The 19,056-nt window shown below is 61.0% G+C and carries 21 protein-coding genes; 4 read left to right on the forward strand and 17 right to left on the reverse strand.

The annotated features are described in order from the left end of the window. Window positions 1-14: 14 nt before the first annotated feature. From IQ35_RS10045 to IQ35_RS10075, 7 genes are all read right to left on the reverse strand, one after another. Window positions 15-365 (reverse strand): 2Fe-2S iron-sulfur cluster-binding protein, encoded by a 351-nt coding sequence (locus IQ35_RS10045; protein WP_021245433.1) that lies wholly within the window; start codon window positions 363-365, stop codon window positions 15-17. Beyond that, window positions 352-864: an SRPBCC family protein gene (locus IQ35_RS10050; RefSeq protein WP_021245434.1), complete on the reverse strand. Its 513-nt coding sequence runs from the start codon at window positions 862-864 to the stop codon at window positions 352-354. Before IQ35_RS10050 ends, IQ35_RS10045 begins: the two co-directional genes overlap by 14 nt. 10 nt (window positions 865-874) lie before the next feature. Then, window positions 875-1,660, reverse strand: a complete 786-nt coding sequence (locus IQ35_RS10055; RefSeq protein ID WP_145073090.1) for a lipoyl protein ligase domain-containing protein — start codon at window positions 1,658-1,660, stop codon at window positions 875-877. Window positions 1,661-1,728: 68 nt separating this feature from the next. Next, a complete protein-coding gene (locus IQ35_RS10060; RefSeq protein WP_199739935.1) occupies window positions 1,729-3,462 on the reverse strand; it encodes an FAD-binding protein in 1,734 nt (577 codons plus the stop codon). Between the two features lie 6 nt (window positions 3,463-3,468). Beyond that, the gene (locus IQ35_RS10065; protein ID WP_236614776.1) at window positions 3,469-3,771 is read right to left on the reverse strand and encodes a YciI family protein; all 303 of its coding nucleotides are present in this window, start codon (window positions 3,769-3,771) and stop codon (window positions 3,469-3,471) included. 40 nt (window positions 3,772-3,811) lie between these two features. Continuing rightward, window positions 3,812-4,270: a nuclear transport factor 2 family protein gene (locus IQ35_RS10070; protein ID WP_031291403.1), complete on the reverse strand. Its 459-nt coding sequence runs from the start codon at window positions 4,268-4,270 to the stop codon at window positions 3,812-3,814. A gap of 99 nt (window positions 4,271-4,369) precedes the next feature. After that, window positions 4,370-5,761, reverse strand: a complete 1,392-nt coding sequence (locus IQ35_RS10075; RefSeq protein ID WP_021245439.1) for an aromatic ring-hydroxylating oxygenase subunit alpha — start codon at window positions 5,759-5,761, stop codon at window positions 4,370-4,372. Window positions 5,762-5,926: 165 nt separating this feature from the next. Here IQ35_RS10075 and IQ35_RS10080 point away from each other — a divergent pair, with 165 nt between their 5' ends. Then, complete coding sequence (locus IQ35_RS10080) at window positions 5,927-6,496, forward strand: carboxymuconolactone decarboxylase family protein (RefSeq protein ID WP_021245440.1); 570 nt, start codon at window positions 5,927-5,929, stop codon at window positions 6,494-6,496. Between the two features lie 57 nt (window positions 6,497-6,553). Here IQ35_RS10080 and maiA read toward each other — a convergent pair whose 3' ends face one another. From maiA to IQ35_RS10130, 10 genes are all read right to left on the reverse strand, one after another. After that, entirely contained in the window at window positions 6,554-7,195 is a 642-nt protein-coding gene (gene maiA, locus IQ35_RS10085; protein ID WP_021245441.1) for a maleylacetoacetate isomerase, read from the reverse strand. Between the two features lie 10 nt (window positions 7,196-7,205). Then, window positions 7,206-7,739: a VOC family protein gene (locus tag IQ35_RS10090; protein ID WP_021245442.1), complete on the reverse strand. Its 534-nt coding sequence runs from the start codon at window positions 7,737-7,739 to the stop codon at window positions 7,206-7,208. Further along, entirely contained in the window at window positions 7,739-8,653 is a 915-nt protein-coding gene (locus IQ35_RS10095) for an alpha/beta fold hydrolase (RefSeq protein WP_145073093.1), read from the reverse strand. Before IQ35_RS10095 ends, IQ35_RS10090 begins: the two co-directional genes overlap by 1 nt. Window positions 8,654-8,836: 183 nt before the next feature. After that, window positions 8,837-9,541, reverse strand: a complete 705-nt coding sequence (locus IQ35_RS10100) for a 2-oxo acid dehydrogenase subunit E2 (protein ID WP_021245444.1) — start codon at window positions 9,539-9,541, stop codon at window positions 8,837-8,839. After that, entirely contained in the window at window positions 9,541-9,774 is a 234-nt protein-coding gene (locus tag IQ35_RS10105; RefSeq protein ID WP_021245445.1) for a biotin/lipoyl-containing protein, read from the reverse strand. Before IQ35_RS10105 ends, IQ35_RS10100 begins: the two co-directional genes overlap by 1 nt. Before the next feature lie 3 nt (window positions 9,775-9,777). Further along, entirely contained in the window at window positions 9,778-10,839 is a 1,062-nt protein-coding gene (locus tag IQ35_RS10110; protein WP_021245446.1) for an alpha-ketoacid dehydrogenase subunit beta, read from the reverse strand. Continuing rightward, on the reverse strand, window positions 10,826-11,827 hold the full coding sequence (locus IQ35_RS10115) for a thiamine pyrophosphate-dependent dehydrogenase E1 component subunit alpha (protein ID WP_199739936.1): 1,002 nt from the start codon (window positions 11,825-11,827) through the stop codon (window positions 10,826-10,828). Before IQ35_RS10115 ends, IQ35_RS10110 begins: the two co-directional genes overlap by 14 nt. Before the next feature lie 14 nt (window positions 11,828-11,841). Next, window positions 11,842-13,986 (reverse strand): TonB-dependent receptor, encoded by a 2,145-nt coding sequence (locus IQ35_RS10120; RefSeq protein ID WP_145073096.1) that lies wholly within the window; start codon window positions 13,984-13,986, stop codon window positions 11,842-11,844. 89 nt (window positions 13,987-14,075) lie between these two features. Then, window positions 14,076-15,188 (reverse strand): NADH:flavin oxidoreductase, encoded by a 1,113-nt coding sequence (locus IQ35_RS10125; RefSeq protein ID WP_021245449.1) that lies wholly within the window; start codon window positions 15,186-15,188, stop codon window positions 14,076-14,078. A gap of 44 nt (window positions 15,189-15,232) precedes the next feature. Beyond that, a complete protein-coding gene (locus IQ35_RS10130) occupies window positions 15,233-15,589 on the reverse strand; it encodes an EthD domain-containing protein (RefSeq protein ID WP_021245450.1) in 357 nt (118 codons plus the stop codon). Window positions 15,590-15,770: 181 nt separating this feature from the next. Between IQ35_RS10130 and IQ35_RS10135 the strand changes: the two genes are divergently transcribed. From IQ35_RS10135 to IQ35_RS10145, 3 genes are all read left to right on the forward strand, one after another. After that, window positions 15,771-17,456, forward strand: a complete 1,686-nt coding sequence (locus tag IQ35_RS10135) for an FAD-binding protein (protein WP_145073099.1) — start codon at window positions 15,771-15,773, stop codon at window positions 17,454-17,456. A gap of 147 nt (window positions 17,457-17,603) precedes the next feature. Next, on the forward strand, window positions 17,604-18,278 hold the full coding sequence (locus IQ35_RS10140) for a GntR family transcriptional regulator (RefSeq protein ID WP_158636640.1): 675 nt from the start codon (window positions 17,604-17,606) through the stop codon (window positions 18,276-18,278). 310 nt (window positions 18,279-18,588) lie between these two features. Next, window positions 18,589-19,032: a nuclear transport factor 2 family protein gene (locus tag IQ35_RS10145; protein WP_199739937.1), complete on the forward strand. Its 444-nt coding sequence runs from the start codon at window positions 18,589-18,591 to the stop codon at window positions 19,030-19,032. Window positions 19,033-19,056: the final 24 nt, after the last annotated feature.

The raw sequence follows: 19,056 nt of genomic DNA on the forward strand, positions 1-19,056 counted from the left end.
GTCCTTCTCCTCTTCTAGCTATAAGGGGCGACCGTCACCCGCATTCCATCCATTTCCGGCGTTACGACCACCTGGCAGGACAGGCGGCTCGTCGGCCGGCGATCAGCGCCGAAATAGAGCGTGCCGTTCTCCATTTCCGATGGTTCTCCCACGACGCCGAACCATTCCGGATCGACATAGACATGGCAGGTCGCGCAGGCGCAGCTTCCGCCGCAATCCGCCTCGATCCCTGGAACGCCATATTCGACCGCGGCCTCCATCAGGCTTGTCCCGCTCATCGCCCGGACCGGACATTCGCGCCCATCGGCCGTGACGAAGGTGACGCCGATGGAGGCACCGTCATTATTCTGCTCAGCTTGCTGCAACGGCCGCCTGTTCCTGCTGGGCCACGCGCTCCATCCCCTGGATGACCGACATGCTGTAAACCTTCTCCAGAAAGCCTTTCACAAAGTCGGGATCGCCATCCTCGGGCACGTCGAAGCGGCTTTCGCATGTGATCCGTGCACGGTTGGCGCCCAGATCCTCGACGATCGTCGTCGCCAGATAGTTGCGCATGCCGCCCGCCGCGACGCCCTCGACATTGTAATAGATGCGCCGCGCTTCGGGGTCGGCGTGGATCAGCGTTTCCTCAAAAGTCGGCGGAAAACCGCTATCGGGCGCGAAATGGCACACGCGGGTGCAGGGGAGCACATCCACGCGACTGCCTTCCTTCAAGGTCGTATCCGTAAGCGGGGCCGGTGCATCGGGGCCTTTGGCCGCCCATTTCATGACCGCCGGCCAGTCCCGCAGGATGGCCCATATCGCGTCGGCCGATGCATTCACCTCACCGGACGAAAAAGCCGATCCTCTTTTGAAATTCGCCATTTTCCACTCCTTATACTGCCATGGCTGTTGGTCGACGGGCGTCATGCGGACGCCCGCCAATATGGTTTTCGTCCAGAATCTGGCGCACCGTCACATGCGCGTCGCGCGCATAATCGCGATACTCTCCCAGCGCGCGCTCGAATCGCTCTATGGCCGCCAGATCCTCCCGCACTGATCCATCCACCGCCAGCGCAGCATGAAAGATCCGCAAGGGCCGACCGTCGCGCCGCGTGATACAGGCTGCGGTTCCGGCGAGCTTCCGCCCCTGCCAACGCAGATTATATTTGCCGTCGCAATGGGCGCCGGGGACGTCGCCCTGATCGCAGAGGATGCCGATCCGGGCCATCGCCTGGCGCAGGACGGACAGGAGCATCGCATAGTCACGCTCTATCGCGACATCCTCTGCCGGAGCGGCAAAGCGGATCAAGCTGAAATTCCATATGCCGGGACGATGCACCACCGCCGTCCCGCCTGACCGGCGAGCGACCACCGGCCATCCGGCGGCGGCGCTTTGCGCGCGGGCGGCGGCGAAACGGGGAGATCGCGCCTGTTTACAGGATGCTATAATGGACGATTGGTTGGACCAGAGGCGAAAGAGGAGCGGACCGCGATCAGGGAGGTTGAGGTCGCGGTCGACCGCCTGCTGCCGCCCGGGAAAGCCGGTGTCGACAAGGAGCGGCCCCGGCGCGGCGTCCTGAAGGGCGCGGACGAGGCGTCGACCGAGGGGCGAGCTGAAATCGCATCCCCCCGTCCGTGCGGACAGGGGCAGCGGCGGATTACCCTCCCTATATCTCATTCATCCGCCTCCATTAATTATTCTAACATTCTAATGCAGTTTTCCGGGGGAGTCCATGCCGCTATTGCCTACGGCGCTGCTTGCTGCGCGGCGGCCGCGAGATCCCGCCCGATCGCATAGCCGAAGGTCATCGCCGGCCCCAATGTGATGCCGCCCGAAGGATAAGTCCCCGCCATGACAGAGTTCATGTCGTTCCCGCAGGCATAGAGCCCCGGTATCGGCCGGTCATCGTCATCCACGACCCGCGCGCGCGCGTCGGTTCGCAGCCCCAGGCTGGTGCCGATATCCCCGGGATAGACCCTGACCGCATAGAAGGGCGCGCGCACTATGGGTGCAAGACAGGGGTTCGCGCCCGCATGATCACCATCGCCAAGGTAGCGATTATAGCCGCTGTCTCCCTTGCCGAAGGCGCGATCCACGCCGGACCGGGCATCCGCATTGAACTGCTCCACCGTCTGTTCCAGCGTCTCGGGCGGCAGCGACAATGCCTCGGCCAGTTCACCAATGCTGTCGGCGCGGAACAAATAGCCCGCCTTGAGAAACTTGCGGTGCGATCCCGGCCCCGGGCGGACCAGCCCCATTCCATATTTGCGGATGAAATGATGATCGCAGATAAGCGTCGCCGGAATCGTCGGCACATACGCATGGTCCCGATGCATGGCGGCCACGAAGTCGTGATAGGATGAAGCTTCGTTGACGAAACGCCGCCCGACCCCGTTGACGGCGATCAGGCCAGGCTTGGCCCGGTCCATGATGAGATGGGGACATTTGAGCAGGGTCCCGTCGGCCTGCTGGAGAATGGAAACCGGCGTCCAGAAACCATTGTCGCGGTTGATGTCATCCAGCCGCCCACCCGCCGCCAGGCCTAGCCGGATGCCGTCCCCGACATTGGCGGCCGGGGCCATGGAATGATGCAGATCAGGGAAGGGAATATGCGCGCGCATCATATCCCCGCTACCCGGAAAGCCGCCGGTCGCCAGCACGACGGCGCGATTGGCCTTCACCCGAATCCGCCGTCCATCGCGCTCCACATGCAGTCCGGACACAGTACCATCGGCGGACTGGAACAGGTCGAGGACGCTGGTGTCGTTCCAAAGATCAACGCCGGCATCCATGGCGGAACGGAGCAGCCGGCCGGCAAGGGCATTACCCAGCGCCAGCCGCGTTCCACGCCGGTGAAAGGTCAGCCGATCCCGCACATATCGCCCCACCAGCGCCGCCGAATGACGAAAGGCGGACCAGGACTTGTGCGCTTTCAAAAGTGCTTCAATGTCGTATTTCCCCACCATCATTCCGCCGAAGAGCAGGAATGTCGGCAATGGCGGGCGGAGCTGATCGAACGCCGGGCCCAGTTCGCGGCCATCGAATATGACGGGGTCCATCATGCGACCGCCGGAGGTCGCGCCCTCTTCCTCTGAATAATAATCCGGCCCCACCGACCGCGGCACCAGCTTCACGGCGCTCCGGGCATGCATATATTCGACCATTTCCGGCGCGGTATCCAGATAGGCGTCGATCAGATCCCACCGCGCCCGATTGCCCAAGATACGCCGCAGATAGAGCGCCGCCTTCTCCCGGCTGTCCTCGACCCCCAACGCATCCATGCCGCCATGGTTGGGAACCCAGACCACACCGCCGGAAATGGCGGCGCCGCCGCCAAAGACCGGCAGTTTTTCCAGCAGGAGAACATGTAGCCCCTCATTCGCCGCGACCGTGGCGGCGGTCAGGCCGCCGGCTCCCGATCCCAATATGACGACATCCGCTTCCTCGTCCCATCGTTCGGGAGGCGCCTTCAGGGTCACGCGCCGTTACCGCGCCGCGACCGGAAAGATGCGCTTGAAATCGAGGAAGGACATCCGCCACCGGACGAATTCGACCCGTTCGAACAGGTCCGCGGCCGTGAAGGGGTCGGCATCGATGAACGCCTGCGCCTCATCGCGGGTCTCCACGTCCAGCAGGATCAGGCCGCCGATCACCGACGTCCCTTCGTCATTCAGGAAACCGCCGCCGGCGATCACCTTCGTCACATTGGCCTCGAGATATTCCAGGTGGCTTTGACGCACACGGTCCCGGACATGTTCGTGGCCGGGCTTGTCATAAGTCGCGATCATGTAGGCCAAGTCTATAACTCCTTTGGTTTCGAAACGTAGTTCAGCTTATCGCAATGGCGGGGCTGCGCCGCTCCAGCCGCAAGCGCGTCAGCTTCAGCCGATGGATGGACCACCGGCCGTTCCTGCGCACATATTCCTCATGATAATGGCCAAAGCCGTGGACGGATTCGACTCCTGTCTCCCTGGCGCGGTCGGGCGGGAAAAAGACGAGGTCCTCCATCGCCCAGATGCCCGTTGCGTGGTCGGCCGACAGCAGTTCGATCTCCGGCATATGGCCGTGATGCACGCTGACCACGCCAGCCAGCACCTTCTTTATGTGCGCGATGGATTCGTCGCGGGGAAGAGGCTTCTCCTGCCCCTCCGGAAAGAATAATGTCGCATCGGGGGTGAACAGATCCCGCAAGGCGTTCCAGTCCTGGGTATCCGCGAACCGGAAATAGCGCGCCTTGAGGACCGATATCTCTTCTATGGCATGCAGCCGTTCTTCGACACTGAGCATGGTCACTTCCTTATGGACTGAGGCACCCAGGCCAGCGGGCAGCCATGCGGCGCCCGCCAGGGCACCGGCGCCGCCCAGCATTGCCCTGCGATCCATGGCCTATTCAGCCGCCAGCGCTTCGGCCCGGTCGCGCTGATAGGTCCCCGCCTTGGGCCCTTCATTCATGAACTGCCGCAGCGACCGATAGAAATTGGTGACCGACTTTTCCTGTATCGGATTCATCAGCGAACCGTTGAACGCTCGCGACTTCATGCCCTTGCGAACCGCCAGCATATTGGCAAAGTCCTGGACCAGGATGCGCCCCCAGTCCGCCGCCGGATCCTTCCAGTCGGCGAAGAACTGCCGCTTGAGCGGAGGCGCCTGCCCCTCGCCATATAATTCCAGCGACCAGACATCCATGATGCAGGTGTCGTGGTCATGCCCATTGGGACGGAAACGATACCAGATCACGCTGTCGATGCTCCCGTGCAGATAGATGGTGTTCGGGAACACATGCCAGTCGAGCCGGCTCTCCATGATATATTCGGGCGTAAGTTCAGTGGGCCAGGGCGCGCCTTCCTTGGTCGCTTCCTCCACCTGAATCCGGCCCCATTCGGCCAGCACCTCGAAATCCGACAGAGTCGAAGGGATCGCATCGAGCTTTTCGAGCAGGCGATAGGAACGGCCGCTGGCCATCGCCCCCAGATTGTTGTGGAATTCCGTCACGACGCCGCGAATGTGGTCGCGCACGTCCCGCTTGGGCGCGGGGGGAAGACGCGATGACCGCTGGTACGGGTAAATGCTGTCATTGTCGTACCACATCGCGGCATGACGGCCAAAACCGCTACTGGCCGAATAATCCTCCATATGCTCGATCAACTGCGGGTGCGATTGCTGCACATGGTAGAATTCGTTGAAGAAGCCCATGCCGGTCTTCCAGTTGCACGGCATGATCGCGGTCTTGTAATAGCGATAGCGCAGGTTCTGGAAATTGAACTTGCCGCAATAGTCATCCACCGGCGCCAGAAAATCGGCGAGCGGCTCGCAATCGGGGTCCATGTTGATGAAGACGAAACCACCCCACATGTCCACCCGGACAGGCTTCAGGGCGATGTCCGCGTCCGAGAAATAATCACCGAAATCCTTGCGGTCGATGACCAGGGCATTCTTGCCGTCGAGGTCGAATTCCCAGCCGTGAAAACGGCATTTGAACATCCTGGCCTTACCGCATCCTTCCGTCAGTTGCCGGCCCCGGTGCGGACAGACGTTATGAAAGGCCTTTACCTCCGTCTCGCTGGAGCGGACAACGATGATGGAATCGTCCACCACTTCGTATGTGACGAAATCCCCGACATGGGGGATCTCTTCAAGCCGACAGGCGATCTGCCACACATAGGGCCACAGCCGCTCTTCTTCGAAGCGCGCGAACGCGGCGCTGGACTGGTCATCCCTGGGCAGGAAATTGTCGGTCACTTCGGCCGTGGGAAATTGCTGCCTTGACTGGGTGCTCATCGCATTCCTCTCAAATCCGTTCTTTTCTCTTGTCTACAACGGCCACGAACCGGTAGCAAGGAACTTAAGTTCTAATATTTTATTGTTTTGAGCCGTTCGCGGAGTATCGATTGGCCGACAGACGCCGCCGCCAGCAACGGACGGCGAACCACAGAGGAGAATGTCATGCGCGTAAACGTCCCAGCCGAGCATCAATTGCAGCCAACCGCCTTTGTGGCGACACATTACGCCCCCGACGTGGTGGGACCCGCCTTCGCCTATTCCAAGGCCACCTACGAGCATAGCCGTCTTTCTCTTCGCGAATTCGAGGCCGCACGGGCGCGGACCGCACAGATCAACGGATGCCTTCTCTGCCAGACCTGGCGCTCCGATCGCGATACGGCAGCCTATCTCGAATCCCTTGGCAGCAAAGCGGATTCGGTCGCCACGCGAGGCGGTCCGGCGCCCGACGAGCTATTCTATGATTCGGTGGCGGAATGGAAAACCGCGCCGCTTTTCAGCGAACGCGAGCGGATCGCGATCGAATATGCCGAAGGATTGGGCCTCGACCCGCATGGCATCGCCGGGAACGAGGATTTCTGGCGGCGCGCCAAGGCTGTCTATTCGGATGAAGAGATTGTCGATCTGTCCTACTGCATAGCCTGCTGGATGGGCCTTGGCAGGGTCGCCCATGCCCTAGGCATCGATGGCATTTGTCAGATACCGGCTCTGGCCAGGGAAACCACGCCCGCCTGAGGGCTTGGCGGACACCGGCGACCGTCCCGATGAGGCAGGGTCGATGCGACCGGGCGCTCAGACCGGGACGGCGTCGGGCTGGCGCTCCGGCTGGGCATCAGCGAAGGCGGGTATCTGCAGCAGACGCGCCTCCAGATCCAACAACGCCGGGAAGCGCGAGAGGTCCGTCTCGACACGGCGGGCATTATAGAGTTGGGGAACAAGGCAGATATCGGCGATGCTGAGCTTGTTTCCTGCCAGAAAGGCGCCCGAAGCCGCCGCCGCATCCTCCAGAACCGCAAAGCCGGATTCTATCCAGTGCCGTGCCCAGACGTTGATGCCCTCCTGCTCAAGGCCGAGGTCTCCGGCCAGATATTTCAGCACCCGCAGATTGTTGAGCGGATGAATGTCGCAGGCGACGATCTGGGCCAGCGCACGGACATGTGCCCGCTCCGCCGCGTCTCCCGGGATGAGGGGGGGGTCGGGATATATCTCTTCCAGATATTCCAGGATCGCCAGGCTCTGGCTCAGGCTGTGCGGGCCATCCACCAGGCAAGGCACGAATCCCTGTCGATTGATCGCCCGGAACGCGTCGCCCTTTTGCTCGCCGGTTCGCAGGTTGATCGAAACGGCGTCATGGGAAAGCCCCTTCAGCGCCAGCGCGATCCGAACGCGATAAGCGGCCGTCGATCGCCAATAGCCATACAGAACCCGATCCATTGCCTTCCCTTCAGGCGTGAAGCGACTGATGGACCCAGGCAGCTTTTGTCGAAACCTGGCGGGTTTCCGCCCATTCCTGCAACATGGGTTCCGCGAGTTCGCTTAGTTCCTTCAGCGCCTCAGCCGTTTCGGTGCGATAGGTCAGTTCCACCCGATGGCCATCGGGGTCATGGAAATAGATCGACTGGAAGATATTATGATCGATGGGACCGATCACGTCCACGCCATAATCGCGCAGCCGCTTGATATGCTCTTCCAGCGCCTCGGCATTCTCCACTTCAAGTGCGAGATGCTGCACCCAGGGCGGCGTGTTTGGGTCGAGTTGCATCGGCTCCGCTTCGGAAAGGTCGAAGAAGGCGATATGGCTGCCGTCCGCCATTTCGAAGAAGATGTGCATATAGGGACAGCGCGCGCCCGTCGTGGGCACACGGTCTTCCGACATGGCCATGGTGAACTTGAGTCCAAGCCCCTTGGTATAGAAATCGACCGTCCGCTTCGCATCGCGACAGCGATAGGCGACGTGATGAAGCTTTTGGATCGTCATTATACGCTCTCCGCCTGGCTGGTGTTGGAAGACGCCTGGTCTTCTGTGCTCGACTGGACGGCGGCCGGATCCGCGATGAAGGCCAGGTGCAGGGCATTGAACCGGTCCGGCTCCTCGAGTTGCGGCATGTGGGAGGATTCATGGAAGACGACGAAACGCGAATCGCGAATTCCGTTCGCATAATTCTTGCCGTCTTCCAGCGTCGCGGTCGGATCATCATGGGTCCAGACAACCAGCGTCGGCGCCTCCACCTTTGCAAGTTCCGCCTGCGTCAACAGGTTGCGCTGCCTGATCTCCATATCCTGAAGGCACATGATGTTCTTGACCGATCGCTTATAGTCTTCAGCCGAATAGATATCTTGCCGAATATCGATCAGTTCCTCGGTCAGCGATTCCGGATGCTTCAGAACGAAGTCGAGGCGGATGCGAACGCCTTCGCGACCACTGACCAGTGAAGCGCGTTCAGTCAGGGTCTTGAGGTTATGCATCACCGACGGATGGGCGGTCAGTCCGGCGCTGGCGATCAGCGACAGGCGATCGACCTTTTCGGGATAGCGGGCGGCGATACGAGCCGATATCCAGCCGCCCAGAGAGGTTCCCGCGAACGTCGCGCTCTTCACGCCCATGACTTCGAGAAATTCCAGGACGTGATCGACATAGCGTTCGATCTCATAATCGCCATCGGGCTTGGCGGTATAGCCATGGCCCAGCATATCGATGGCAAGAACGCGATGCCCCGCTTTCGCATGCGCCGCGATATTGAGGCAGAATGTTTCGATATGGCCGCCAATGCCGTGAAGGAAGAGAACCGTGGAATCGCCTTCTCCGGCTTCAACCACTCTGGTGCTCAAACCCCCGACATCCACCCAGCGGTGGCTGAACGCCACCTTGTTCATTGCATTCCAGTAACTCACACCTCAATCCTCTCGTGAGACCACCAAGAGCGTAGTATATTAGTATTCCTATGTGGGAAAGACTTTTTGCATATCCGTGCCTGGCCAAATTGCAGAAATTCCTGGAAACATCCCTCGAGAGACGCGCATGACAGTCAGGCCGACCAACCATGATCGGCGCGCGGGACCCGCCTGACGGGCGTTTCAGGCAGCCGGATCGAAGGTCTCGATTTCCTCGCATATCCGCGTGAGAAGCCGGGCGGCGGGTTCCCCGTCGACCACCCGATGATCGACCGTCAGCGACAGGCCCATCATCTTGCGTTCACGGATCGCGCCGCCCTCGCCCAGCGCCAGGCGAGAGGTGATGGCGCCTATGCCCAGCAATACCATCTGTCCGCTGTTGAGAATGGGCGTGAAGTGCTGAACCCGGCTGTTGCCCAGGTTGCTGATTGTCGCCGATCCGCCCTTCATCTCCGATACCTGCAGCTTTCCGGCGAAGGCGCGCGCGACCAGGTCCTTGCGTTCCGCTCCGATGGCCTCGGCCGATTTCTGCTCCACATTGCGTATCACCGGCGTTTTCAGGCCGTCGGGCGCGGCAATGGCGACGGCGATATCGACGGTTGGAGACAATAGTATCTCATCCGCGCCCGCCGTGCCGTTCAGATCCGGCTGAGACGCGAGTGCCCGCGCGAAACAGGCGATCAGGCAATCCTCGATTCCCGTTGCCTTGCCCTCGGTCTTCCACGACGCGCGCAAGGCCAGCAAGCGGGACGCATCGGCTTCGCCATGGAAGCTGAGCTGGGCGGCCGTGCCCAGGCTTTCCATCATCCTGTCAGCAATGAACCGTCGCACCCCGCCCAGGCGAACGCGGCGGACGCCAGTGTCCTCCGCCCCCGATGCGTTCGCCATCAGCCCGCGATCTTCGCGACGATCTGACCCTTGCGGATCGGCTCCTCGGCTGGAACGAGGATTTCCAGAGCGCCGCTCGCCGGGGCGAGCAGCTCGCTCGCCACCTTTTCATTCATGATTTCGGCGATCAAATCTCCCTCATTGACCTGATCCCCGTTCGAAAAGAACCAGGACGAAATCGATCCTTCGCTGTCATCGTCCCAGAGGTCGTCGGGAATCGCCACGTCAGTCATAGATTATTTCTCCAGAACGGCTTGTCGCGCCAGGGCGACGAGTTTCTCGCTATTGGGCAGAACCCCCTGCTCCAGCACCGGGCTGAACGGAATCGGAATGTCGGGAAAGGACAAGCGCCGCGGGGTCGCCTTCAGGGTTATCGATGCGTCTTCGCAGACCGAGGCGATCACTTCCCCGCCAATGCCATAGCTCATATAATCATCGTCCACGGCGACGAGCCGGCCGGTCTTGCGCACCGACGCCCGGATAGTCTCCCGGTCCAGCGGCGCGATCGACCGCAGGTCGATGATCTCGCAGGAGATGCCTTCCTTCTGCAACTGGTCGGCCGCGTCGATGGCGTGATGGACGGTCAGGCCGAGGCCCACAAGCGTAACATCGCTGCCTTCACGGGTCACCGCCGCCTTGCCGAGCGGGACCAGATACGCCTCCTCGGGCACATGCGTCGCGGCGCGGGGAACGGTGCCCAGCCAGCCAAGTCCCTGCACGCCCTTGTGGAACATGAAGACGACCGGATCGTCATCGCGGATCGCGCTGGCGAGCAGACCCTTCGCGTCATAGGCGTTGGACGGCACCACCACCTTCAATCCCGGCAGATGGCCGAAGGTCGCATACAGCGTCTGCGAATGCTGTCCGCCGTCGCTGTAGCCGCCGCCGACCGACGTCATCAGCACCATCGGGCATGTGACCTGTCCGCCGGAAAAGAAACGCTGCTTGGCGGCAAGGCTGTAGATCGAGTTCATGCAGACGCCGACGAAATCGACGAACATCAGTTCGACGACCGGCCGGAGTCCGACGGCGGCCATGCCGACCGCGGCGCCGATAAATCCGGATTCGGAAATCGGCGTGTCGCGCACGCGCGCCGGACCGAAGGCATCGAGCAATCCGACCGTGGTCGACCATACGCCGCCGATCTTGGCGACATCCTCGCCCAGCACGACGACCGAACTGTCGGTCGCCATTTCCTGGTGAATAGCTTCATTGAGCGCTCGGGCGACGGTCAACCGGCGCTGCCTGGGGGCCGGGGTCTTGGCGCCTGTTTCCTGCATGACGTCAACCGAAGACATGGGCGAAGGCCTCCTCGAGAGCGGGATATTCCGAATTGCGCGCAAAGCTGATCGCATCGTCCGCCAGGCGCACGGCCTCCGCGTCCAATGCATCCAGTTCCGACGCCTCGTGGCCATCGCCGATCAATCGACTCCGGAAAAGCTGAATGGGGTCGAGTTCGGCCAGTCGTTCGCGCTCTTCCACCGGACGATATTCGACCGTATCCCCCACAAAATGACCTTCAAGGCGATGAGTCTCAAGTTCGATCAGCGTAGGCCCATCCCCGGCCCGCGCCCGGGCGATGGCTTCGCCCGCCGCCGCATGGATGGCGTCGGGATCATTGCCCGGCACGAAAACACCGGGAATGCCATAGGCCGCAGCGCGATCGGCATTGCTCGCGACCGACGTGCTCTCCGCCTTGCACACCGAAATGCCATAGGCATTGTCCTCGATGATGAAGACCACCGGCGCTTTCCAGAGGGCGGCCAGGTTCAAGGCTTCGTGGAACTGGCCCTGATTGGTCGCCCCTTCCCCCATGAAGGATACGGCCACGTCGTCCCGGCCCTGTATCCGGGCAGCCATCGCGGCACCGACCGCTGGCGCGATACCTTCGCCGATGATACCGCTGCAACTGAAGTTCACCGCGGCATCGAACAGGTGCATGTGGCCGCCAAGCCCCCGGGACAAGCCGGTTTTCTTTCCGAAGATTTCCGCCGCCATCTTTCGCAGATCGACGCCCTTGGCCACCGCGACATGATGCGGACGATGGGTCGCCGTCACGAAATCGGTGGGCCGCAGATGCGCACAGACCCCCACGGCGCAAGGCTCCTGTCCCATGGAGAGGTGCATCTCTCCGGGAATGGGCCCCTTCGCCATATTGAACACCGGGGTTTTCCCCTCGAAATAGATCGTCTTGATCCGGCTTTCGAGTTCGCGGCTCTTCACCATGGCCTCATACATCCAGAGGCGATGGTGAAGATTGCCGTGGGGGGCCTGACCAGGCTGCATGACGACCTTTCCGTTCAGAACGCGTAGTTGGCGGAAACGCCATATGTCCGGGGCGGAGCATAAGACACCTGGTCGCCCGCGCCGGTGAAGAAGCTTCCCTGGATCACCTTTTCGTTGCTCAGATTCTTGCCCCAGAGCGTGAATTTGAAATTCGAATGGAGCGGCCGGAAGGAAATCGAGCCGTTGAACAAGGTATAGGCGTCCTGCTGAACACGACCGCTCTGTTCGAGCGGAACATCATCCGTGTGGTACATATTGCCGGATAGGGCGATCGTCCCGAAATTGAATTCCCGCTCATATTGGGCACTCAGATTGAGCGTCCATGTGGGCGCGCGCGTAACCTTGAACCCGCTCAGGTCCACATTGGACACCGGCGTATTGCCGCCGCCCACATTGGGCACGAGAATGGTGGCGTCGTGATAGTTGCGATAGCGCGCATGGAGATAGGCGAAACCACCGCTGATCTGGAATTCCGGGCTGAGCCGCAGCGTTCCTTCGATATCCGCGCCGTAGTTTCGGGCCGCACCGGCATTGGTCAGAAGGTCGAAACCGCCGCTGTTGATCTGAACCTGCAAATCCTTGTAATCATAATAGAAAGCAGCGATATTCAAATCGAACATGCCTTGGCTGGTCTTGAAGCCAGCTTCCCATGCCTCGATCTTTTCGGGATTGACCGGAGTCGTCGCGGTGCCGTTCAGATCGTAGACTCCGCTCTTGAACCCCTTGCTGTAGGTCGCATAGATGTTCGTCCGCGGCGCGACCTCGTAACGCAGCGAGAAACGCGGCGTCCAGGCACTGTACGTTTTCTTGTGAAGGTCGGTGCCGACGAATATGGCCGCATCGCCGCCCACATATTGAACGGTCCGCTTTTCATGGGAGTATCGAATACCCGCAATACCCACCAACCCAGGCGCTATTTCGACATTGGCTTCGGCATAGGCGGCATACGCTCGGGTCGTCACGTCAGCATAGTTGACGAACGGATCGGGAAAGAATCCGATCAGCGGGTCGTAGCTGGAATCATCGCTATAATAGAAAAGACCGGCAACGATGTGGGCAGGACCGATTTTCTCGGACGCGAAATTGATTTCCTGTGTGAAGTTCTTGTCCGGAGAATCGATCGTGAAGCTGATGATATCGGCCGGACTGGCATCGCCATCCGCTGAAATATTAAGCTGCGTCTTTGAATAAGCGGTCAAGGTCGAAAAAGTGCCGATCGATGTGTCGAAGGCGCTCTTGAACGACACGTTCCAGCTTTCGGTTTCCGTCAGCGACGGCGTGTTCACCGCGACGTCATAGGGCCTGATGCCGACTTTCGGCCCCAGCGTGTTGCCGTCGAGGGCAGAATAGGCGAAAAGGCTCTCGTCGCGACGACGCGAATATTGTCCGCCCAGGGTGAACTTCACGCCGTCCGCCGGCTCGAACAGCAGCTTGGCGCGGATCAGGCGGGACTCGATCTTGCCTATGCTGCCACCATTGACCAGATCCCGGTTCCAGCCGTCCATGTCCTCATAGGCGCCGGAAATGGAGAAGGCCAAGCGGTCTTCCACAAGCGGCGCGGCGATGAAGGCCTTGACCGCGAAATTGTCGAACCGGCCATAGCTGACCGTGAAATCGGCGGTGGTCTGATAGCTGGGCTCGCGCGTGAAGATCTGGATGGCGCCGCCGGTGGCGTTACGGCCAAACAATGTCCCCTGAGGGCCCTTGAGCACTTCCACCCTGGCGACATCGGGAAGATCTATCGTATTGGCCGCCTGGTTGGGCTGATAAATGCCGTCGACATACATGGCGACGTTCGCCTCGGAGCCCGGCGATGTCGATCCGGCGGTGACGCCACGGATCGACGGCTGCGTATAACCCCCCAGACGTTCCATGCGAAGGCCGGGCGAAATCTGCTGTAGCGAATAGGTATCGGTGACACCCGCCGCGACGATCGCTTCGCTGGACAGGGCCGTGACCGATACAGGCACGTCTGTCAGACGTTCGGAACGCCGCTGCGCCGTCACCACAATGCCGATATCCGGCGGCGCACTTTCGGCAACGGACGTCTCGTCCTGAGCCAGCGCCCCTCCGGGCATCGCCGCGATGCAGAACGTCGCGGCGCCGATGATGGAGCCGCTTCCCAGAAGTTGGCGGCCGAACCTGCAAATCTTGGACATCTACCCTCTCCCCTTTTAAATCTGATGATATCTTTTTCTAATATTCTAGATGTTTAGAATGTTCAACTCTGATATTGGCTTCCGGCATTCTAAAAGAGAATTTTCATGGCCTCGGCCGAATAGGGCGTCAGTTCGCCCAGGCGGTTTTCCCGCACCTTCCTGAGCCAGGACGGATCGGACAGCAGCGCCCGGCCGATGGCCACTATGTCGAAATCACCCCGTTCGTAGCGGCGGACCAGTTCAGCCAGTGACGCCGCATTGACGCCCGATTCCCCACCCTGTTCGAAATCGGCGAACAGGTCGCGGTCAAGGCCGACCGATCCAACGGTTATCGTCGGCTGGCCGACCATCTTCTTCGCCCAGCCCGCAAGATTGAGGTCCGAGCCTTCAAATTCAGGTTCCCAGAAGCGCCGTTGGGAACAATCGAATATATCGACCCCCGCCTCGGCCAGCGGGCTGAGCCATTCTTCCAGCGCGGCGGGCGACTCCGCCAGCTTGGTATCGTAATAGCCCGTCTTCCACTGCGATATGCGCATGAGCAGGACAAAATCCTCGCCGACCGCCCGGCGCATGGCGCGGAAAATCTCCGCCCCGAAACGCGCGCGATCGCGCAATGTGGCGCCGCCGAAACGATCTCCGCGCCGGTTGGTCTCCCCCCAGAAGAACTGGTCCACCAGATAGCCATGGGCCGCATGCACCTCCAGCGCATCGAAGCCCAGATGCTTCGCATGAGCGGCCGCCCGAGCATAGGATTCCACGACATCGGCCGCATCCTCCTCCGTCATGACCCGTCCGCCATTCACATTGGGCCCGATCAGACCGGAGGGACTTTCCAGCGGCGCATGTTCCGCGTCGGGAAAGTTATAGTCCGGTACACCGCCGACATGCCATAGCTGCGGAGCCATTTTGGCGCCTGCCGCATGTACGCCGTCCAGCACCCGCTCCCATCCCGCCAGTGCTTCGTCCCCGCAGAAATTGGGAATGAAGGTGACCGCCCGGGAGGCCGCCCGATCTATGCCCAGCCCTTCGGAAATGATCAGGCCGACATCGCCTTCGGCCCTGCGCCGGTAGTAAGCCGCCATCTCTTCCGTGGGCAGGCCATCCGGGGCGAAATACCGCGTCATCGGCGACATCGCGAACCGGTTCTTCAGTTCAAGCGACTTATAGGAAAAAGGCTCGCAAAGAGCTTGCAACAAATCCATGACAATCCTGACCAGATCAAATGATCGCTATCGATGCCTGGTGATCAGGCGACATATTCCCGCACCGGATAGGTCTGGACGATCGACCGATCGAGGAATCTCTCTTCATCCTCCTGCAGACGGCGCGACACTTCGGGATCGGACAGCGCCGCCACAAACGCCTGATAGGCGGCGTCATCCTCGAACCACAATTCCGTTATGACATCGAAATAGGGCGTCGGCGCGTCGCCTTCCTGCCGCCCCGCCGATACCGACGTGTGGTCCAGATAGTTACGGACATAGCGCCCGATCGTAGGCAGCACTTCGCGCACCAGCGGCACATGGCGATTCTCATAATGATCGATGAACTGATCGACCGTCAGGTCATTCTTTCGTCGAAGCAGCACGACGGCTTTCAGCATGATTCCCTCCTCGGATGCCAGTGATTTCCCCGGCTATCTGCGTCTGATAGAAATTGCGCAAAACTCTTTTGGTTCTAGAATTTTAGTTAGTCAAGCGTTACTGACGTTCCAGAATACTAGATTGCAAATCGATTGCACGCTAAGCGAATCATCGCAGCCGGCATGCGGAAGGAAGAGGTTCATGAAAGACGTCGCTAACGACCCGCGCCCACCGCTTGTCCTGACCCGGCCGGATCAGGAGGAATGGGACGATACGGCCGATGTGCTGGTTGTGGGTTTCGGGGGCGCGGGCGCCTGTGCCGCCATCGAAGCTAAGGAAGCCGGCGCGGACGTCCTCGCTATCGACCGCTTCGCGGGAGGAGGCGCCACCGCCTATAGCGGCGGCATCATCTACGCGGGCGGCACGCCCTTTCAGAAGGAGGCCGGTTTCGATGATGATGCGGATGAAATGTTCGCCTATCTGTCGAAAGAAGTCGGCGACATCGTCCGCCCGGAAACCCTGCGGCGCTATTGCGACGAAAGCGCCGGCAATCTGGAGTGGCTGATGCGGCATGGTGTCCCCTATGCGGCCGACACCTATCTAGAAAAGACCATATATCCGCCTGACGGCAAGTTCCTGTATTATTCAGGAAACGAGAAAGTGCCCGAATTCGCGGCCCGCGCGAAACCTGCACCGCGCGGGCACCGCCCCGTCGGGACGGGCATGACGGGGCATGTCTATTTCAAGGCCCTGGCAACCGCCGCACAGGCACTGGGTGTCCGCTTGCGTCAGCATGAAAAGGTCGTGCGCCTGATCACGGATGCGCGCGGACATGTTATCGGGGTCGAGACCGCACGCATCCCCGAACGGCATCGACCCGCGCACCAGCGCCTTTATTCCAAGGTGGTCCCCATGCTGCCGTTCAAGGCGGTGACGGCGGAACGGGCCGGCGCAAAGGCGCGGGAACTGGAGGCTCGGGTGGCCGAAACCCGACGGATTCGGGCCCGGAACGGCGTCATTCTGTCCACCGGCGGCTTTGCCTTCAATCTTGACATGCTGGGTCGGCACCGCCCCTTCTTCGCCAGCAATTACCGGGCGCTGATGCGGCTGGGATCGATGGGGTGCGACGGATCGGGCATTGCCCTTGGCCAGTCCGTCGGCGGCGCGACCGATCGCATGGACAGCATCTATGCGGCACGCAACATTGCCCCGCCCAGCGCCTTGCTGGATGGCGTCCTGGTCAATCGGCACGGCAAGCGGTTCATCAACGAGGAATCCTATTCCGGCTATCTGGGCCTGGCGATCGCCGACCAGCCCGAGGGATCGGCCTGGGTGATCCTGACGGGACGCAGCTTCCGCCAGGCGATCAGGCAGGCATTGTTCGGAGGGTGGCTGTTCTTCAAATTCTATGGCGTCCCGGCGCTGCTCAACTTCGTGATGGGCGGGACGCGGCGCGCGCGCTCCATGGAGGCCCTGGCGGCAAAATGCGGTATCGATTCTGTCGGCCTCCAGGAAACCGTCGCTGAACTGAACGCCCATGTGGCGGCGGGAGAGGACGATCCGCTCGGCAAATCGGCGGAACACCATCGGAAACTCGAGGATCGCAGCTATTATGCAATCAACATGTCCATTCCCAACATATACGCCTTCACCTATCTCTTCACCTTGGGCGGGCTGCGCGTCGATGAGGAAACCGGTGGCGTGACAAAGGACGACGGGACCGTCATTTCCGGCCTGTATGCCGCGGGCCGGGCCGCCCTTGGCCTTTGTTCAAACGGCTATATCAGCGGCATGTCGATCGGCGACGGCATGTTCTCGGGGCGCCGCGCCGGCCGGCACGCCGCCCAAGGGGAATCCACCCTCAAAAGAGAACGGATTTCAGCATAGATGCGGGATGATAGCAGGTCGAAGCGACCCGGCCGGCCTAAACGTGTGCGCGTCAGAGTTGGCAACCCCTTTCAAGATGTGTATCTCACGAGGCCTGACGATGCAGTGGGCCTTGGCCGGGATGCGGCGGGCCTTCATCGGGGGAAAATGACGTTGAAAAATTCGCGGCGGGGAGGATTGGCGGAACGGGCTTACGACCACCTCAAGCAGATGCTTGTGACCGGCATCGTCACCGATCAGCAATGGTTTCCGATCGATGAGATCGCCGCCGAGCTGGACACCAGCCGCCAGCCCGTGATGGATGCGCTGCGCCGCCTCTCCATCGAGGGTTTCGTTGAGATCGTCCCCCAGGTGGGCTGCCGCCCGCGCAGACCCCAAATCAATGAAATACGCGACTTTTTCCGGCTCTTTGCCGAAGGGGAAGCGATTATCGCGGAACTGGCGGCGGAACGCGCCGATCCCAATGTCGTCCTGACGCTTCGCCTTATCTCCGCGCAGATCGGTGCGCTCTCGCAACAGCCGGACGAAGTGTCTGGCCGTTCCGATCTGTATCGCAGCCTCAACCGGCAGTTGCACGCGGAAATGCGCCGCGCCGCGCATTCCCCGGCGCTTGCCGAAATCGTCGAAAGTCTGGGCGATCGATCGGACTTCTACATTGCCTGCTTCAAGGACAAGGTGTTCGCACCCAATCTTAAGATCGCGCATGCCGAGCATGAGGAGATCATTGAAGCGATCGCCGCCGGCAACGGACGCAAGGCGCGTGGCGCGATGAAGAAGCACATCACCGCCACCGAACAACGGCTGGAAGAAAGCCTTCGATAGTCCGATCGCTCCTGGGAGCGACGACGCCCCCTTCTATTCGATCCGCGCGCTTTTCCGTTCCTCCACCGCAAACCGCCTGATCGAAGCCATGTCGAACAGGGACCGCTCGTCGGCAGCGCGACGCATACGCGGAATGAGCGTGCAGCACAGCTCGGCATCCCTCTCTTATAATGTGCGCCACATTGGACTTGACACCCACCGCCGCTTCCGCTTGTTCTGATAGCCTAGAATTTTAGAAAAGATGGTCAATCCCTTTCCTGTTGCATCAGGCGAGGGGGAAGCAGGCGAGGATCGAATGATGGAGCGCACCATGGCAACGCGCGCGGCGATCGCCGATATCCGGGCGCTCAAGGCGCGCTATTTCCGCTGCGTGGATGAAAAGGATTGGACGACGCTGGCAACGCTTTTCACCTCCGACGCGACGATGTTCTTTCCCGAGCATCAAACGGCTCCGGTCAGTGCGCGGGAAGCGATCGCCTTCATCGCCACGGCCTTGACCGGGGGCGTCAGCATCCATCACGGCCATATGCCGGAAATCGCCCTGACCTCCTCCACCACCGCCACCGGAATCTGGGGCATGGAGGACCGTATCCACTGGACTTCCAGTTTGTCCGGAGGACTCGGCCTGGAATGGCTGCATGGCTATGGCCATTATCACGAACAATATCGGCTCGTGGCGGGCGCCTGGCGGATCAGCACGCTGAAACTGACGAGGCTATGGTCGCGGACCATGAAGCCCGCGCGCCAAACTTAATTCCACCTCCCGCCAGCCGTTCAA

It is taken from the genome of Sphingobium wenxiniae, from assembly GCF_007830065.1.
GTDB lineage: Bacteria > Pseudomonadota > Alphaproteobacteria > Sphingomonadales > Sphingomonadaceae > Sphingobium > Sphingobium wenxiniae.

Bases quoted from the DNA above. Each gene is read 5' to 3' on its own strand.
- IQ35_RS10050 (WP_021245434.1), bottom strand. From the start codon at position 864: ATGGCGAATTTCAAAAGAGGATCGGCTTTTTCGTCCGGTGAGGTGAAT.
- IQ35_RS10055 (WP_145073090.1), bottom strand. From the start codon at position 1,660: ATGAGATATAGGGAGGGTAATCCGCCGCTGCCCCTGTCCGCACGGACG.
- IQ35_RS10065 (WP_236614776.1), bottom strand. From the start codon at position 3,771: ATGATCGCGACTTATGACAAGCCCGGCCACGAACATGTCCGGGACCGT.
- IQ35_RS10070 (WP_031291403.1), bottom strand. From the start codon at position 4,270: ATGCTCAGTGTCGAAGAACGGCTGCATGCCATAGAAGAGATATCGGTC.
- IQ35_RS10075 (WP_021245439.1), bottom strand. From the start codon at position 5,761: ATGAGCACCCAGTCAAGGCAGCAATTTCCCACGGCCGAAGTGACCGAC.
- IQ35_RS10080 (WP_021245440.1), top strand. From the start codon at position 5,927: ATGCGCGTAAACGTCCCAGCCGAGCATCAATTGCAGCCAACCGCCTTT.
- maiA (WP_021245441.1), bottom strand. From the start codon at position 7,195: ATGGATCGGGTTCTGTATGGCTATTGGCGATCGACGGCCGCTTATCGC.
- IQ35_RS10090 (WP_021245442.1), bottom strand. From the start codon at position 7,739: ATGACGATCCAAAAGCTTCATCACGTCGCCTATCGCTGTCGCGATGCG.
- IQ35_RS10100 (WP_021245444.1), bottom strand. From the start codon at position 9,541: ATGGCGAACGCATCGGGGGCGGAGGACACTGGCGTCCGCCGCGTTCGC.
- IQ35_RS10105 (WP_021245445.1), bottom strand. From the start codon at position 9,774: ATGACTGACGTGGCGATTCCCGACGACCTCTGGGACGATGACAGCGAA.
- IQ35_RS10110 (WP_021245446.1), bottom strand. From the start codon at position 10,839: ATGTCTTCGGTTGACGTCATGCAGGAAACAGGCGCCAAGACCCCGGCC.
- IQ35_RS10115 (WP_199739936.1), bottom strand. From the start codon at position 11,827: ATGCAGCCTGGTCAGGCCCCCCACGGCAATCTTCACCATCGCCTCTGG.
- IQ35_RS10120 (WP_145073096.1), bottom strand. From the start codon at position 13,986: ATGTCCAAGATTTGCAGGTTCGGCCGCCAACTTCTGGGAAGCGGCTCC.
- IQ35_RS10125 (WP_021245449.1), bottom strand. From the start codon at position 15,188: ATGGATTTGTTGCAAGCTCTTTGCGAGCCTTTTTCCTATAAGTCGCTT.
- IQ35_RS10130 (WP_021245450.1), bottom strand. From the start codon at position 15,589: ATGCTGAAAGCCGTCGTGCTGCTTCGACGAAAGAATGACCTGACGGTC.
- IQ35_RS10135 (WP_145073099.1), top strand. From the start codon at position 15,771: ATGAAAGACGTCGCTAACGACCCGCGCCCACCGCTTGTCCTGACCCGG.
- IQ35_RS10140 (WP_158636640.1), top strand. From the start codon at position 17,604: ATGACGTTGAAAAATTCGCGGCGGGGAGGATTGGCGGAACGGGCTTAC.
- IQ35_RS10145 (WP_199739937.1), top strand. From the start codon at position 18,589: ATGGCAACGCGCGCGGCGATCGCCGATATCCGGGCGCTCAAGGCGCGC.